This is a genomic window from Chryseobacterium sp. YR221 (genome assembly GCF_900176315.1).
Lineage (GTDB): Bacteria > Bacteroidota > Bacteroidia > Flavobacteriales > Weeksellaceae > Chryseobacterium > Chryseobacterium rhizosphaerae.
The window spans coordinates 1-16,038 of sequence record NZ_FWXM01000001.1; the positions used below are offsets into that span (position 1 = coordinate 1).

Below are 16,038 nucleotides of genomic sequence, written 5' to 3' on the forward strand. Positions count from 1 at the left end.
CACTCTAAAAATACACCGCGGGATGGAGCAGTAGGTAGCTCGTCGGGCTCATAACCCGAAGGTCATCGGTTCGAGTCCGGTTCCCGCTACTAAATAGGAAAAGTGATTGCAATAATCACTTTTCCTTATTTTATTTTAGGGGGAATCCGTTATTTATCTTACGGCTATGGTTACCAGGATGGTCCAACAAACTCTCTCCCTCAAACTCTATTTTTTTGAAGAATATCGAACCAATTACAGTTCTGTTTGTATAATTTCTCCCTCTCTGTAAAGAGTTTCGAGATATTTATGATACTGTATAAATCCCTGCTAAAAATTTCACCTTCGGTCTGTTCCCTGCATTCTACCTGGTCACGGGCGAGCATATCTTTGGCTGTTTTGATCCCTTCTCTTTGTTCCTGTTTATCTGAAAAATAGGAAATATATTATAAAGTCGGTTTTGAATTGTATTAGTTACTTGTTCTTTATTTTATTAAGCGTTTCCTCAATCATTTCCATACGCTTTTTGACTTTTTCGGCAGAGGCATCTAATGTATAACCCTCATCCAGAAGTTCTTTGATAAGAAGCATCTTTTTGATATTTTCGTAGTTGTACCTTCTGTTTTTACCTTCCTCTTCGGTTAAACTTGTAATAATTCCCTTTTCTTCCCAATAGCGGATTTGCCTTGGAGGAATAGCTGTTATCTGCGATACTTCCCCAATTCCAACAACTAATTTATCTAAAAAATCAAAGTCAAAAGAAAGGTCTTTATTTGCTTCAGGCTTGCTCATTTTGTAAGTTATTTACAATTTATGTTGCAAATATAAAATATTCGTTCTTACTTTGCAATTGTAAATTATTTACAATTATTGATTATTTAAAACAATTGAAGTATGAAAGTAGCAATTTTAATTTTAAGTGTAATAATGATGACAACAAAAGAATACATGAACATTCCTGACAATTACCAATTTCAATCCGTATACAATATAAAAGTTGATCATGTCCCGGCATATTTATTCCGATTTGAGAAATCGACAAACAAAAATTTAGAAGGAGAACATTATTCTTTTGTCATTTCAAAAAAAGAAAAACAGGTTTTGGGATTTACCAATATGGATAAAAAGTATTCTAGTATAAAGATGCTTTCAAAATCAGAAACTGAAAAAATTGCAAAAGACTTTTTATTGAAATGGGATAAATCTTTTGCCAATTCTCTGGAAAATCTTTGGATAGAAAGACACGATGAAGAAATTTGGGTCAATGGAGTGAAAACAATAATAGCAGGAATGAAGTATAAATGTTATCGTGCTTCACAAAATGACTATGCATGGGTAATTGTAGGCTTTGATGGCTCTGTAATTACATTTGAGCGCAATGTAAAATGGAATAATAGTGAACATAAGCGTATTACTGAAAAATGGCTACATGACAATTGGTTGGTTGATAATAATCTGAATATACCAACTGAAGAACAAACACTAACAAAACTTGTAGAAGAAACATTTGTGAATGGAGCTTTGAATAAACTGAATGTAGAAGAAATGTCAAGAGGCTTTCATTCGGATTTTGCTATTCTGATCGCTAAAGAGAATAACCTTTTCCGTCTTCCACTTCGTGATTGGATGACAGTTGTGCAAGAATATAAAAACAATCCCCAAAAGGTAAAGTCAGGAATTAGAACTTTAGATTACAGTATTGAAGTGTTAGAAATCACCGGAAATACAGCAATTGTAAAAACACAGTTTTTCAGAGATACCAAACTCATTATTACAGATTATCTGTCATACATAAAATATTCAGAAGGTTGGAAAGCAGTGGCAAAAGTTTCTAATGAGCATATCATAAATCCATTACAACTTAATCTTTAAATCTATTAATATGAGAACGACAATTATAATTATTCTAACATTTTTAAGTATGAATTACGTACAGTCACAAACAAAAGAAAAATCAGCACTTATCCTTATCGAAACACAAAATGAATGGATGCACGAGGAAGGCAAGCTGTACAATGCCCTCGTTACAGACAAAGATATGATGCATAATTCAATGGCTAACATTGAAAAGATATTGGATCATGCGAGAAAGAACAACATTAAAATCATCCATGTTGGATTGCGTTTTGAAAAAGGTTATCCTGAATTAGCGAATGGTAAAAGCGGTTTACGGAAAGCCATACCAAATGCAGGAACTTTCCCGATAAATGAATTTGGCTCACAGTTTTATGAAACAGTACAACCGATTGAGAACGAATTTGTGGTTACTGGACGAGTGGGTGCAAGCGGATTTACAGGATCCAATTTAGACGTGTACCTGCGAAACAATAAGATTGAAAACCTGTATTTGGTAGGCTATGCTACCCATGTTTGCGTGGAAAGCACCTTGCGTGAAGCACATGAAAAAGGTTACAATACCTTTCTGATTTCGGACGGAACTTCTGCATTCAATCGTACACAGCAGGATTATGTGATTAATGAAGTCGTTCATCATTTCGGCGAACACTTGACAACTAAAGAATTTATGAATGAGTAAAGATTTAAAAATGACATGCGGCTGTGGTTAGCAGAACCACACTGTTGGAAAATGCATACTCCTACATACCTTAAAAAATCAACAACGATGAAATGGAAGGCTCTCTTTCCATTTTTTATATTCATTTTTCATACAGTGTCCACAAGGGCGGAAGTTATTTTGCAGTGCTTCCTGTTCCGTCGCAAAGAAGACTCTGTTTTCTCTTTTCATTCTTTTCCCAGATCTACACTGGAGTAAACCATAGATTTTCAGGTTTTTATTTCCGGCAAAACGAATTTCCAGCGATCGGATTTTGCTTCTTAGTATAGGGGCTGATATTAGGGTATGTTGTATCATTTTTGGCTAGAGGTTAGAGATTAGGAGAGAAGTAGTACAGGAAGCTGGAAGTCATGACTTCCAGCTTCCGATATTACGGTGTTCCAGCTTTCAGATTAATTTAGCTTGCTGCATCATGGAAAATGATACCCAGGGCGTATCGGTTTCCCTCCTTTACTTCGCTTACTCCATGTTTCATATTAATTCTGTAATAGCCTTTTGTTCCTTTTTCGGGCTTGAAATTGGTCGTGAAAATAAGCAGATCCCCTTTCCTGGGCTTTAAAACAATTGCTTTTGATTGTGCTCTGGGGACCTGCTGGGTTAGTACAAATTCCCCTCCGGTAAAATCTTTTTCAGGTTCGCTGAGCTGGGCAACAACCTGAATAGGAAAATACAGATCTCCATACAGATCCTGGTGTAACGTGTTGAAGCCTCCTTTTTCATATTTTAAAATTAGAACAGTTGCTTTCTGCTGGCCATGAATGTGGCATTGTTTCAGAAATTCAGCATGTTCTGATGGAAATGACGTATCCATATGTAAAGCTTTAAACCAGGAATTGGCAATAGAAGCCAGATGGGGATATAGACCGGTGCGAATAATTTGAATCAATTCGGGCAGAGGATAATTAAAATATTTATACTCTCCTAAGCCAAAGCGGTGCCGGGCCATAACAACGGTTTTACGGTATGATTCTGAATGGTGGTAATTTGATTTCAACATCTCACAATCTTCATCCGATAAAAGATCAGGAATAATAGCATATCCGTTTTGGTGCATGGCTTCGGTAATGGCGTGCCAGTCTGTATTGTTGATTTTTTGAATAATATCTGTCATGATTTTGTTTATATACAGCAAAGATCCAATGTTATTCATAGATATAAAATCCAGAACTTGCGGAAAATAGGTTGGATTACAACGAACGAACTTTATGCTGGCCTAGCTATATAGCTTTAATCTGGAGGATAAGACCCGTCTTATTTAAAGATACTTTTGCATCGTTAATACAAATAAATATAACGATGAATTACACAATTAAAAAAGCGAGTCTTGAGGATCTAAATGAAACAGCAGAACTGTTTAATCTTTACCGTATTTTTTACAGACAGGAATCAGATTTGGAAAAAGGAAAAGCCTTTTTAAAAGAAAGGTTTTTAAACAGTGAATCAGACCTGTTTCTTGCTATGGCTGATGGAAAAGCCGTAGGATTTGTTCAGCTTTATAAGCTTTTTCATTATACCAAATTACAGAAACAGTGGCTGTTGAGTGATCTGTTTGTACATCCTGATTATAGAGGGAAAGGTCTTTCTGTAGCGTTAATCGACCGCAGCAAACAATGGTGTGAAGAGACGGGTGCATGTGGGCTGATGCTTGAAACAGAGAAAACCAATGATATCGGAAATACCCTTTACCCACGTTGCGGATTTGAATATGACGGACTTCATAACTACTATCACTGGTGGAAATAGGTGAGGAATTTAGAGTTGAGAGTTAAGAGTGATGGTTGGAGGAGTTTTATTGTAAGATATTGATTTTTATAGAGTTGTTTTGTTAGTGAGATTGGAATTTCGCCTTAAATGTCAATCAGGGATACCTGTTGCTTGGGGTTGGAGGTTTTTATTTTCATATCTATTTCTATAAAAAAGTAGTATTACTTCTACATTTATTATTATTTAATTCTACATTTATCCTTTCACTTGTAAGAGACATAAGGCTATTTTTGTAAGAGCTCTGAATAATCAGAATTAGGACAGCTGATTACAGAGTTTGTGAAAGAAAATTAATCTCCGCCTCATTTTCTACTTTTTCCCCACGGTTTTATGATTAGTACCACAAAACTGCTTGGCGGAGATTTTTTACTTCAAATAAAAAAGAGAACCACATTTGTGATTCTCTTTTGTTTTTTATTTACCTCTATATTATGGAGCTAATTGAGCATAAGGACTTAGCTTATTATCATCAGACATGGTCTGATCTAAAAATTCTCTTTTCTGATCTGCTTTCATTCTTCCGGCAGCATCATTAGCATTAAAATAGGCTTCACTTAGTTTTGTAGCAATTTCTGCAGGTTTAAAATCAAATTTTGTATCCCCTTCCACTCCTAAATATCCATTCTTTTTGGTAAGGTTTGTAATATAGTTATTGTAGTTGATTAATGTATTTCTCAGGTATTGAGTGTGATACTCCATACATTTTTTAGCTTTCTTGGAAGAATTATTAAGAATACAGTTTTTCATGTTGTTTCTGTATAAAAACCATTCAGATTCCAAAATTTTATATTCTTTACCCACGGCAATTTTTCCGTTTGTGACAATATTATTATCGCTTTCTTTGGTAGCAATGTTCTGAAGATGCTGAACGACCAACGGAACAGTAGCTTCAATTTTTGATTTTGTTTCCTTTAATATGCTGAGATCGGCAGCCGGAGAGTTCTTCTTTTGTGCTGTTGTAACGTTAAAAATAAGCAGTAATAGTACAATCAATAAATTATATCTTTTCATGAGAAATTTTTAAAGCACTAAAATAAATATAATTTCCCGGTTTAGACAAATCCATTTTAATTTTATTTAATAAATTTTAACAAGTTTTAAGAATTTAAAGGTGAAATCCCTTCTTTTCTGATGATTATATAGCCGATAATTTATGGCTATTAAAAATTCAATATATTTAATGTAAATTTATTTGATTGATTATCAGGATGTTAATATATTTAATTACCTTATCACTAAAAAAATAGTTGTTAGATTCAATTTTATCTCTACATTTGTATAACTAATTTCTTAGTGATATAGAATGCATGGATACTATATCACCTTAATGATAAATGAAAAGGATATGAAAATTCAAACTTTAACAAAAGCAGAAGAACAGGTAATGCAGTATTTATGGAAAATAGAAAAAGGATTCCTTAAAGATATTCTTGATCTTTTTCCTGAGCCAAAACCACATACCAATACAGTTTCTACGATCTTGAAAGTATTGAAGGAAAAAGAATTTGTAGACTATGATGTGCATGGAAGGCAGCATGAATATTATCCGTTGGTTTCTAAAGAGCAATATTCAGGGAAAACAATGAAGAGCCTTGTCAAGAATTATTTTAAAGGTTCTTACAAAAGTGCCGTTTCGTTTCTGGTAGAAAAAAATGAAATGACCGTTCAGGACCTTGAAATGTTATTAGATGAATTGAAAAAGAAAAACTAAGAATCATGGAAACACTACTTCTGTACTTTGGAAAAGTAATTTTATGTTCTGGTGTAATGTTTTTGTATTATCAGTTGTCTTTAAAAGACAAGACATTTCATCATTATAACAGATTTTACCTGTTGTCGGCAATACTCATCTCATTATTGCTGCCTTTGATCAGGATAGACGATTTTACAATAGAAGTAAATAATGATATGTATATGCTTCTTGATAAGATTCAGAATTTTAACACAGCAAAAAACATAGACCATGGTCACATTTATTTTAACATTATTTTTTCAGCTCTGGGACTGGTTTCTCTCTATTTTGTAGGGAAGCTGAGCTATGGGATTTTTAAGATCCAGCAGTTTAAAAAACAGTTTCAGAAAGAGAGTTTTGACGGTATTAATTTTTACCGTACAGACCTGACAGAAGCCCCGTTTTCATATTTTAAAAACCTTTTCTGGAAGAATACAATCACCTTGAATTCTGATGTTGGAGAACAAATTTTAAAACATGAAATGGTACATATTGAGCAGAAACATTCATTTGATAAGATCTTTATTGAAGTGATAACCTCTGTTTTATGGTTCAATCCATTTTTTCACCTTATCAAAAGAGAAATTAACCTAATCCATGAATATCTGGCTGATAAAAAAGCCGTAAAACATTCGGACACGAAAGCATTTGCGCAGATGCTTTTAGCAAGCCACTTTTCCGGAACACAGTTGCCTGCCACCAGTCCGTTTCTAAGTTCAAACCTTAAAAAAAGACTTAAAATGTTACAAAAACCTAACACCAAATTCGGGTATGCGCGAAGAATTTTTGCATTACCGGTTTTATTTTCAGTGGCTTTTGCCTATATGGTGAATGCTAAAAATAAAGAAATTGAAGAAACGAATGTTTCTATTAAAAATGCTGTTTTACAGATCCAAAAGGATACGGTAAGACCTGGAGAAACTGAACAGAAAAAAATCCAGGAAATAAAAGGGAATGATTCTGATGATGATAAAAAATTATCTCAAATTCAAAAAAAGATTGACGAAAAAGGAAAGGAGCTGGATAAACTGAAGCCTGGAAGTAAAGATTTTAATAAAAAAATTGAAGAAATAAACTTACTGGCTTCAGAAATAAGTAAGATTGCTGATCAAAAAGCTCTTAAAGATACAGAAGTATATTTCAAATCTCCTGAATGGAAAAATCAAATGGAGGCTCTTGAAAATATGGAAATTGAAATACCTGAACCCTTGGTAGAACCGACTCCTCCAGGTGAGCCTAAAAGCCCTACTGTGATTTATTCTAAAAATAATAAAACGGTATTCTACAAAGACTTGGGACCAAAAGAGAAAGCTGCAGTTCGTAAAGCAATCAAGGAGGCCAAAAAGGCAATGGAAGAGGCTAAAAATGCCATGAAGGAAAGTGAGAAGGCAAGGAAAGAAAGTGATAAAGCCAGAATAGAATCCGGTAAAGCGAGATTGGAAAACGAAAATGCAAGAAGAGGGATCGAAATAGCCAGAAAGGAAGGAGAGAAGGCAAGAATTGAAGCCGAAAAAGCAGCTTCAGACAATGTAAAGAACTTCAGAAAAATAAGCTTCACTTCAGTAAGTAACACTCCTAGAGTAATGGTAATGCAGGCAGATTATATTAAAAAAGACGGCGACGGGAACATTGCTATGAATGGGATTAAAAGATTCAAAGTAAGCGGATGGGATAATGTGACATACTATATAGACGGCAGAGAAGTATCCAAAGAAGAAGCGGATGCCTTGAAACCTGAAAGTATTGCCAGTGTTACTGTTTTCAAAGAAAACAAAGCTAAAGGCACGAAGAACGAAATAAGAATTCAGACCAAGAAATAAAGTTTCATCAAGCTTTGTCAATGTTGGTATTGGCAAAGCTTTTTTACTGACTCATCATTATGAAAAATAAAATTCTATTCTTTATGTTACTGGGGATATTGACCAGTGCCCAAACCAATAGGTTTTTTTATGAATATAAATTTATCCCCGATTCCTATCATAAGGAAGAGGTGAAAAAAGAAATGATGTTGCTGGATATTGATAAAAAAGGATCAAACTATTACAGCCAGGATAAATTTGTAGCAGACTCTATAGGAAGAGCCGAACTTGAAAGACAGCTGAAGTCCGGAGGAGGTAATATAAGTGTCAACAGGAGGGAAAAACCGGGACAGGTTTCTTATAAGGTAACCAAAGAATATCCGGATTTTAAGACCTTCCTCTTCAAAAATATCTCTACGGACAGATATAAGGTCAAGGAAGATAAAAAACCGGAATGGAAAATACTGTCTGATAAACAGAAGATTGGAGAATATAATGCCCAGAAAGCGACCACAAGTTTTGGCGGAAGAGAATGGACAGCCTGGTTTAGTACAGATCTTCCTTTTCAGGATGGACCCTATAAATTCTACGGACTGCCAGGGCTGATTGTTAAGGTAGAAGATGCTACGGGATCTCACAGTATGACCCTGATCGGCAATAAAACGGTAAAATCTGTTGATGCTGAAAAAGATATGCAAGTTCCTGAGAACGTAAAGATATTAGGATTTGGAAAAGAAATTGAAGTAACGAAAGATCAGTTTAAAAAAGCATGGAAAGCCTATGTGAATGATCCTACTAAAAATATGAGGGAAATGATGATGAAAAATGGGGGAGATACTAATACTAAGTTTTCTTTTAAAGTGAAAACCTCTGATGGAAAAGAAATTTCTGATCCCAATCAGGTTTTCCGGGAAATGGAAAAAAGAACAAAGGAATCCCTTCAAAAAGATAACAATCCGATTGAACCGGATATGGTGAATTAAAAATTATATCATTTATTATTAGAACAGAATGTCATTGGCGTTCTGTTTTGTTTTTTTAGATAACAGGCAGCAGCCAAAATCCGATCATTATCACCATAAATATGGGGTGTTTTTTAAGCACTTTTTATTATTAATGCAAATATTCTTATCTTCTAAGCAAAAATAAATTTTCAACTTACCATCTTATGACAGAAAAGGAAAAATGTGCAGCCGGACTTTTATATGATGCGAACTATGATAAGGAATTGATCCGCGAACGTATCGCATGTAAAGACTTGTGCCAGGAATATAATGAATTGAAAAACTCTGACGCGGAAAACAGAAGCAGGCTAATTAGAAGAATTATTGGAAGTACAAAGGAAAACATTTTTATAGAACCTGTTTTTTGGTGTGACTACGGATATAATATTGAAGTGGGAGAAGATTTTTATGCCAATCATAACCTTGTTATTTTAGATTGTGCTAAAGTAAGCTTTGGAGATCATGTTTTTATTGGCCCCAACTGCAGTTTCTATACTGCCGGCCATCCACTTGATGTAAAGCAGAGAAATGAAGGATTGGAATATGCGCATCCCATTACCGTAGGAAATAATGTATGGTTGGGAGGAAATGTGGTTGTTCTGCCAGGAGTCAGGATAGGAGACAATTCCGTAATAGGAGCAGGAAGTGTAGTGACTAAAGATATTCCTGAAAATGTGGTGGCTGTAGGAAATCCCTGCAAAGTAGTTAAAAATATTTCTGAAGAAAAATAAGATGATATCTACAAAATAATTAATAATGAAAAAACTAATCACCTTATTGATTCTGCTATTAGGCATCACAGCCCATGCACAGAATCAGAGATTCATATATGAGTATCGGTATGCTAGTGATTCTACTGCCAAAGACCAACCGGAAACGGAGATGATGCTGCTGGATGTTGTTCCAAAAGGTTCAAAATTTTACAGTAAAGATACCTTTGAAACAGATTCTCTCATTGCTGCAACTATGGAAAAACAGTTTAAGGCCGGAAGTAAAGAATTAAATCTCTCGGGTATTCAGTATAAAGGTAAAATACGGTATAGTGTTGAAAAGATGTATCCGGATTATTCCGTTATTTTTTTCAATAACCTGGTTGCTGACGAATATATGGTAAAGGATGGAAGAAAACAGCAATGGAACATCCTTTCAGATAAAACAGAAATAGGAGGATTTAGTGTTCAGAAAGCAGTCTGTGACTTTATCGGTAGAAAATGGACCGCTTGGTTTACCACAGACCTTCCCATTCAGGATGGACCCTATAAATTTCACGGACTTCCGGGGTTAATTATAAAGCTTGAAGATGCTACCCATACCCATTCATTTGAGTTAAAAGGAAATAAAAAGCTTCCGCCAGGATATGAGTGGCAGAGTACTAAAGATAAACATAGGTTTAACCCTATCATTACACTGAACGAGGAGAAGTATAGAAAAGCTTATAAAGAGTATCGTGCCGATCCTATGAAAAGCGAAAGACAGATGCTGGCTCAAGGAGTGGTTATCATGGAAATGGATGCTTCGGGAAAAGCAACAAAGACCTCTGATTCAGAAAAAAGGGATAAAGAAATAAAACGAAGGAATGATATACAGAAGGAAAATAATATTCTTGAGATTGATCTGTTGAAATAAACCAGCTATTATAAAAATAAAATCCCGGAACATTGTTCCGGGATTTTTATATTTTAGATTGGGGTCAATTTTATGCTAATTTCTGAGAATCTGCAATAAACTGAGCTAGCCCGCTGTCTGTTAATGGGTGTTTTAACAAGCTCAAGATCGGAGGAAGTGGAGATGTGATTACATCAGCTCCAATTTTAGCACAGTCAATGATATGCATTGAGTGACGGATAGAAGCTGCAAGGATTTCAGTGTCAAACATATAATTATCAAAAATAAGTCTGATCTCCTGGATAAGGTTTAATCCATCTGTAGAGATGTCATCTAATCTTCCTAAGAACGGAGAAACATAAGTAGCTCCTGCTTTTGCTGCCAAAAGAGCCTGTCCTGCAGAAAAAATCAAAGTACAGTTAGTCTTGATTCCTTTGTCAGAAAAATATTTTAACGCTTTGATACCGTCTTTGATCATTGGGATCTTTACTACGATATTGGGGTGAATAGCAGCCAATTCGTCTCCTTCTTTGATCATTTCTTCATAAGTTGTAGAAAGTACTTCTGCAGAAATATCCCCGTCTACAAGTTCGCAGATCGTTTTGTAATGGTTTTTGATTGCTTCAGCTCCCTGGATTCCTTCTTTAGCCATTAATGAAGGATTGGTAGTTACACCATCCAAAATACCAAGATCTTTAGCTTCTTTGATTTGCTCTAAATTAGCTGTGTCAATAAAAAATTTCATTTCGTTAAATTAAATAGATTTACTTCTGCAAAGATAGGGGAATTAATTGAGTTCTTGAATATGAATTTTGAGTTACGAGGTCTGTGGTTCGGGATGCCAGATGCGAGAGTCTGGATATGAGTGCGGTTCGGACTGGGTTTTAGAGTGGGAGTGTTTGAGGGAAGCATGTTAGAGGTTACAGAAATTATAATATTGATAAAGTATTCTATCACCTACCAAATCCAACACTATACATCATACATTATACATTGTACAAATAACATTGTACATTTTACAAAATCAGCCTACATTTGTTATTCCATGAAAAACAAACATTTTACAGCAACACTGGATATCATAGGGATTAATCCTTTTGTTTTTGTTCCGGATGAAATTTTGGAGCAGATTTTTGAAGATTCGGAAAAGAATAAGAGCCCGATTCCTGTGAAAGGAACGGTGAACGGTAAAGAATTTAAGCAGAACCTGATGAAATATGTAGGGGAATGGAGACTGTATGTGAATTTACTAATGCTGAAAAACTCTCCGAAAAGAATAGGCGAAACCATTGAAGTGACATTGGAATATGATGATTCCGACAGAAGTATTACGATACATCCCCGGTTGGAACAGGCGATCAGCGATAGTAAACTGGCTACAGCCAATTTTGAAAAACTGATTCCTTCAAGACAGCATGAGCTGATCCGCTATATTAATAATTTGAAAACTGAAGCCGGTATTCAACGTAATATTGAAAAAATTATCAGGCATCTGCATGGGGAAACAGATTTTTTTGGAAAAAGGGTTGAGTAGGGGAATGGTAAGAATTAAGAACCAAGAGTCAAGAGCCAAGAATCAAGAACTAAGAGCCAAGAGTCAAGAGTCAAGAGCCAAGATTTCAGATACCAGATTTTAGATTTTAGATTTTGGGTGACGGATCGGATATTTTGGTGAGATAATTCATGGCTCCCAATTACAAGAGACAGGTGAAAAAATTAGAGGATAAGAAATAAAAAAAAACCGGAAAATTTTCCGGTTTTTTTTTATTATTATGAGTTTAAAGTTTTGCTAAGTTTTATAGCATCCTGATTGGTAGGATCATATTGTATAGATTTAGCAATATGTTCTTTTGCTTTGTTGGGATCACTTTGCTGTTCTGCAAAAGCGATATAAAAATAGGCATAGGCCAAATTTTTCTTATTTTGCTCTACTTCTTCAGGTTTTACAGTGACAATATACTTTTCATAAGCAAGTTTTGCATTGGCATCGTCCTTAGCAGACTGATAAGCATAGGCCTGGCTGTAATAAGATGGTGCCCAATCGGGTAATAAAGCAGAGATTTTTTTCCAGGTATCAATTGCATTGGTCCAGTCTGAAGCATCCTGATAGGCCGTAGCCAGTTTTGATAATGATTCCGTATCCTTTGGATTGGCTTCAATTTGTTTTTTAAGACCGTCAATCGTAGGGTTACCCGTTTGACTTGTAGCAGCTGTGTTAGCTGTATTATTTGCACTATCCGTTTGAGTAGTTTGTGCATTTGCAAAACTTGCACCTCCTACAAGGATTAAACCTAAAAATAGATTTTTAATATTAACTTTAGCCGTTTTCATATTCTTATATTTAAAATTCTACCTTCTAAAATTCAATAATAATTCCATAAAAGCTCAAATTTTAGAAGCTTTAAGTTTTTTTAGAAAATATTAACGGGATTCATGTTTTTTTTAGTTTAATTTTTGATTCGTTGTGGTTTGAGTTTATCTTTGTAGTTCAGTATTTTTTTTAATAATCAATATAATTTCCCCGTATGAATATCATATTAGCTTCAACATCTACCATTTTCGGTGGAGAATATCTGGAATATTTAAGAGAAGAATTAATCCAATTATATAAAGGAATTGATGAAATTGTTTTTATTCCTTTTGCAAGACCCGGTGGTATTTCTCATGATGAGTACACTGCGAAAGCCCGTTCTTTCTTTGAAACGATCAATATTAAAGTAAAAGGTCTTCATGAATTTGAAGACAAAGCCGGGGCTCTGGATCAGGCGAAAGGTTATTTTACAGGCGGAGGAAATACATTCTTATTGGTTAAAACATTACATGAAGAAGGCCTGATGACTGTTTTAAAAGACAACGTAACAGGTGGTAAAGCTTATCTGGGATGCAGTGCCGGAAGTAATATTGGTGGGCAAAACATGAAAACCACGAATGATATGCCAATTGTTTATCCTTCAAGTTTCGACTGTATGGGACTTGTTCCGTTCAATCTTAACCCTCATTATCTTGATCCGAATCCGGATTTGAAACACAACGGAGAAACCAGAGAAACCAGAATCAAAGAATTTCTTACCCAGAATGATAATAAAGTAGTAGGGCTTAGAGAAGGAAACTGGATCAGAAGAATCGGAGATACCATTACCGTTGAAGGAAGTGAGATGACCAGAATTTTTGAAAAAGATAAAGAACCTTATGAAATAGAATCTGGAAGCAGACTGTCATGAAACAGGAATTGATCAATGCTTTTATAGAACGTAATCTTAAAAATTTTGAGGTGAACAGCACCGGTTGGAATGAGCTGATCAGGCAGATGCTGTTTGAATTTGCCATTGGAGGCTGGAATATTGAAAAAGATATTTTTGGCAAAGAAAAATATGGAGAACTTCGTTGCTACACATATTCTGAAGATAAGGAACTGAATACGATCGTTAAAAATATTACTCAAAAATACGCTGCGCTTTCTATGGAAACCTGTGAGATCTGCGGAAGTGAAGGAAAGAAAAGAAGTGTGAATTCATGGGAGACTACGTTATGCCTGAGCCATTACCTTACCCAGAAACCGGTTATTGAAATTGACGAAGAACTGAACGTCAGATCAAACAGTAAAATACTTCTTAATATAAAGGATATTGTAAAAGCGGATATTGAATATGATCTTCAGAAATTATGTTTGTATACAGAAGAACCGGCTTACGGGACGGAAGGTATTTCTTTTTCCTGGCAGGAACCCAATTATTATCTGCTTTTAAAAACTATTCCATTACAGGTATTTTCACCGGATATGCAAAATCCGGTTTCAGCATTATTTGAAAATTTAGAGCACTGTGAAATATGCGGACATAAGGCTGTTCACCAAAGATCCTGTCTTCGTTGTCATCAGGAACCGTGGACTGAATCTCAAGTCTTTATTGAAGATTATGGAGAAAAGACAAATTATATAAAAGCCTGTCAGATGGATAGCTTCATAGACGAAGATGATTATGAGAAATATTTTAAATACGATCAGTCATTTGAAAAATCCCATGACCATCAGATCCTTTTCGGGCACCATGATCTCAAAGAATATGAGAAGCTTTTATTTTAAGTATATTTGATTAGAATTTTGAATGAATAAAAATGTTTTAGTCCGGTTCAGCCAGTCAATATTATGATTGAGCCCCGTGATTGAGACATCTTAATAAAGTTTAGAGTAAAAACAACAATGCAATGAGAAAAACACTTGCAGTTCTCACCCTTTCTGTACAGGTTATTTCTGCTCAGAATATAGCCCAGAAATTAGATAAAGCAACCAAAGACCTTATGGACTCTTCAGGAACCATTGCTTCCGGTCTGTCATTTTATGTCTCAGATGATAATGGGAATTTTATATATGAATATCAAGGGAATAAAGGACTTTCAACCGCTTCCACACAGAAAATTTTTACAGCAGCAGCAGCTTTGGAAACTTTAGGTAAAAATTATACCTATACCACTACTTCCAGTTATTCCGGAAGTATATCCGGAGGGAATTTGAATGGAAACCTTTTCATCAGCTCCAATGGTGATCCTACTTTGGGAAGCTGGCGGTATGATGCCTATAAACCAGAAAGCTTTAAAAAGAAATTAATTGAAGCCATTAAAAATTCCGGAATTACAAAAATATCCGGTGATCTGGTCATAGATGATTCTTATTTTGACCATCAGACCATTCCCGGAGGATGGCCCTGGGATGACCTTGGAAATTATTATGGAGCCGGAGTTTGGGGGATCAACTGGAGGGAAAATCAGTTTGATATCAATATCAATGGGACAGATTTTAAAAGCTTTTCCTATCCCCTGGAAGGTGTAAAATGGCTGAATGACCTAAAAACGGGGGGGAGCTCGGATCAGAGTCTGATCTTTACAGCTCCTCATTCTGATGTTGCCTTAATCAACGGAATGCTTCCGGGTGGTAAAACGGTCACCGTTTCAGGTTCTACTCCTAATCCTCCTTTGCAACTGGCTATAGAAGCAAAGCAATGGCTTAAAGAAGCCGGAATTGAGCTCTCCGGAAAGGCGGTCACCAATTCTCAGCTTGAAATGGATGGAAAGAAGGCATTGGAAGCTCCGAAAAATAATATTATCCTAACTTACCAATCTCCGACGCTGGATAAAATTGTGTATTGGTTTTTAAGAAAAAGTGTCAATCTTTATGGGGAAACTTTAATTAAAACCTTAGGGAAAGAGAAAAAAGGAAACCCAAGTTTTAAAAGCGGTCTAGCCTATCTGAAGGAATTCTGGAAGTCAAAAGGAATTAATCCGAATATGATTAATTTTGCTGATGGCAGCGGACTTTCTCCCCAGAATTATGTGGCGGCAAAAGCAGAGGTACAGGCGTTGTTATATGCTAAAAAACAATCCTGGTTCGAAGCTTATCAGGATGGCTTTCCTGTTCAGGAGAACGGAATGAAAATGAAAAGCGGAACCATGAGAGATACCAAATCCTTTGCAGGATATCATACCGCCAAAGACGGAAAGAAATACGTGTTTTCAATTATTATCAACAACTATCAGGGAAGTGGAAGTACAGAGCTGCAGAAAATTCTGAATGTTTTAAAATAAAAA

Annotated in this window: 18 protein-coding genes and 1 tRNA gene; 13 read left to right on the plus strand and 6 right to left on the minus strand. The window is 35.4% G+C overall.

Going from position 1 to position 16,038, the window contains the following annotated elements; all coding sequences use genetic code 11:
* Positions 1-16 precede the first annotated feature (16 nt).
* A tRNA-Met gene (locus tag B8967_RS00005) sits at positions 17-89 on the plus strand.
* Positions 90-453: 364 nt separating this feature from the next.
* Here B8967_RS00005 and B8967_RS00010 read toward each other — a convergent pair.
* On the minus strand, positions 454-771 hold the full coding sequence (locus tag B8967_RS00010) for a MerR family transcriptional regulator (protein WP_084083726.1): 318 nt from the start codon (positions 769-771) through the stop codon (positions 454-456).
* Positions 772-873: 102 nt separating this feature from the next.
* On the opposite strand from B8967_RS00010, the gene B8967_RS00015 reads away from it, so the two are divergent.
* Both B8967_RS00015 and B8967_RS00020 read left to right on the plus strand, forming a co-directional pair.
* The gene (locus B8967_RS00015) at positions 874-1,851 is read left to right on the plus strand and encodes a nuclear transport factor 2 family protein (RefSeq protein WP_084083728.1); all 978 of its coding nucleotides are present in this window, start codon (positions 874-876) and stop codon (positions 1,849-1,851) included.
* A 49-nt stretch (positions 1,852-1,900) separates the two neighbouring features.
* Positions 1,901-2,515, plus strand: a complete 615-nt coding sequence (locus tag B8967_RS00020) for a cysteine hydrolase family protein (protein ID WP_228405955.1) — start codon at positions 1,901-1,903, stop codon at positions 2,513-2,515.
* A 78-nt stretch (positions 2,516-2,593) separates the two neighbouring features.
* Here the strand turns inward: B8967_RS00020 and B8967_RS00025 are convergent, their stop codons facing one another.
* Both B8967_RS00025 and B8967_RS00030 read right to left on the minus strand, forming a co-directional pair.
* Positions 2,594-2,851: an Ada metal-binding domain-containing protein gene (locus tag B8967_RS00025; RefSeq protein WP_084083731.1), complete on the minus strand. Its 258-nt coding sequence runs from the start codon at positions 2,849-2,851 to the stop codon at positions 2,594-2,596.
* A 100-nt stretch (positions 2,852-2,951) separates the two neighbouring features.
* Complete coding sequence (locus tag B8967_RS00030; protein WP_084084875.1) at positions 2,952-3,665, minus strand: 2OG-Fe(II) oxygenase; 714 nt, start codon at positions 3,663-3,665, stop codon at positions 2,952-2,954.
* 185 nt (positions 3,666-3,850) lie between these two features.
* On the opposite strand from B8967_RS00030, the gene B8967_RS00035 reads away from it, so the two are divergent.
* Positions 3,851-4,297, plus strand: coding sequence for a GNAT family N-acetyltransferase (locus B8967_RS00035; protein WP_084083732.1), 447 nt, complete (start codon positions 3,851-3,853; stop codon positions 4,295-4,297).
* Positions 4,298-4,747: 450 nt separating this feature from the next.
* On the opposite strand, the gene B8967_RS00040 is transcribed toward B8967_RS00035, so the two are convergent.
* Positions 4,748-5,329 (minus strand): hypothetical protein, encoded by a 582-nt coding sequence (locus B8967_RS00040; protein ID WP_047491236.1) that lies wholly within the window; start codon positions 5,327-5,329, stop codon positions 4,748-4,750.
* A gap of 334 nt (positions 5,330-5,663) precedes the next feature.
* On the opposite strand from B8967_RS00040, the gene B8967_RS00045 reads away from it, so the two are divergent.
* The 5 genes from B8967_RS00045 (at position 5,664) to B8967_RS00065 (ending at position 10,479) form a co-directional block, all read left to right on the plus strand.
* Complete coding sequence (locus B8967_RS00045; protein ID WP_047491271.1) at positions 5,664-6,029, plus strand: BlaI/MecI/CopY family transcriptional regulator; 366 nt, start codon at positions 5,664-5,666, stop codon at positions 6,027-6,029.
* 5 nt (positions 6,030-6,034) lie between these two features.
* On the plus strand, positions 6,035-7,870 hold the full coding sequence (locus B8967_RS00050) for a M56 family metallopeptidase (RefSeq protein ID WP_084083733.1): 1,836 nt from the start codon (positions 6,035-6,037) through the stop codon (positions 7,868-7,870).
* Positions 7,871-7,929: 59 nt separating this feature from the next.
* Entirely contained in the window at positions 7,930-8,832 is a 903-nt protein-coding gene (locus tag B8967_RS00055; protein ID WP_084083735.1) for a GLPGLI family protein, read from the plus strand.
* 185 nt (positions 8,833-9,017) lie between these two features.
* Positions 9,018-9,584, plus strand: coding sequence for a sugar O-acetyltransferase (locus tag B8967_RS00060; RefSeq protein WP_084083737.1), 567 nt, complete (start codon positions 9,018-9,020; stop codon positions 9,582-9,584).
* Positions 9,585-9,609: 25 nt separating this feature from the next.
* The gene (locus B8967_RS00065) at positions 9,610-10,479 is read left to right on the plus strand and encodes a GLPGLI family protein (RefSeq protein ID WP_084083739.1); all 870 of its coding nucleotides are present in this window, start codon (positions 9,610-9,612) and stop codon (positions 10,477-10,479) included.
* Between the two features lie 70 nt (positions 10,480-10,549).
* Here the strand turns inward: B8967_RS00065 and fsa are convergent, their stop codons facing one another.
* Entirely contained in the window at positions 10,550-11,203 is a 654-nt protein-coding gene (gene fsa, locus B8967_RS00070; RefSeq protein WP_047491216.1) for a fructose-6-phosphate aldolase, read from the minus strand.
* Positions 11,204-11,503: 300 nt separating this feature from the next.
* Between fsa and B8967_RS00075 the strand changes: the two genes are divergently transcribed.
* The gene (locus B8967_RS00075) at positions 11,504-11,992 is read left to right on the plus strand and encodes a YdeI/OmpD-associated family protein (RefSeq protein WP_084083741.1); all 489 of its coding nucleotides are present in this window, start codon (positions 11,504-11,506) and stop codon (positions 11,990-11,992) included.
* 236 nt (positions 11,993-12,228) lie between these two features.
* Here B8967_RS00075 and B8967_RS00080 read toward each other — a convergent pair whose 3' ends face one another.
* Positions 12,229-12,789 (minus strand): tetratricopeptide repeat protein, encoded by a 561-nt coding sequence (locus tag B8967_RS00080; protein ID WP_084083743.1) that lies wholly within the window; start codon positions 12,787-12,789, stop codon positions 12,229-12,231.
* Positions 12,790-12,983: 194 nt separating this feature from the next.
* Here B8967_RS00080 and pepE point away from each other — a divergent pair, with 194 nt between their 5' ends.
* The 3 genes from pepE to dacB all read left to right on the plus strand — a co-directional run bounded on the left by pepE (position 12,984) and on the right by dacB (position 16,035).
* Positions 12,984-13,679: a dipeptidase PepE gene (pepE, locus tag B8967_RS00085; protein ID WP_084083745.1), complete on the plus strand. Its 696-nt coding sequence runs from the start codon at positions 12,984-12,986 to the stop codon at positions 13,677-13,679.
* Positions 13,676-14,539 carry a hypothetical protein gene (locus tag B8967_RS00090; RefSeq protein ID WP_084083747.1) on the plus strand — a complete coding sequence of 288 codons (864 nt, stop codon included), beginning with the start codon at positions 13,676-13,678 and terminating at the stop codon, positions 14,537-14,539. The genes pepE and B8967_RS00090 overlap by 4 nt, the downstream gene beginning before the upstream one ends.
* 122 nt (positions 14,540-14,661) lie before the next feature.
* Positions 14,662-16,035, plus strand: coding sequence for a D-alanyl-D-alanine carboxypeptidase/D-alanyl-D-alanine endopeptidase (gene dacB, locus B8967_RS00095; RefSeq protein WP_084083749.1), 1,374 nt, complete (start codon positions 14,662-14,664; stop codon positions 16,033-16,035).
* Positions 16,036-16,038 lie beyond the last annotated feature (3 nt).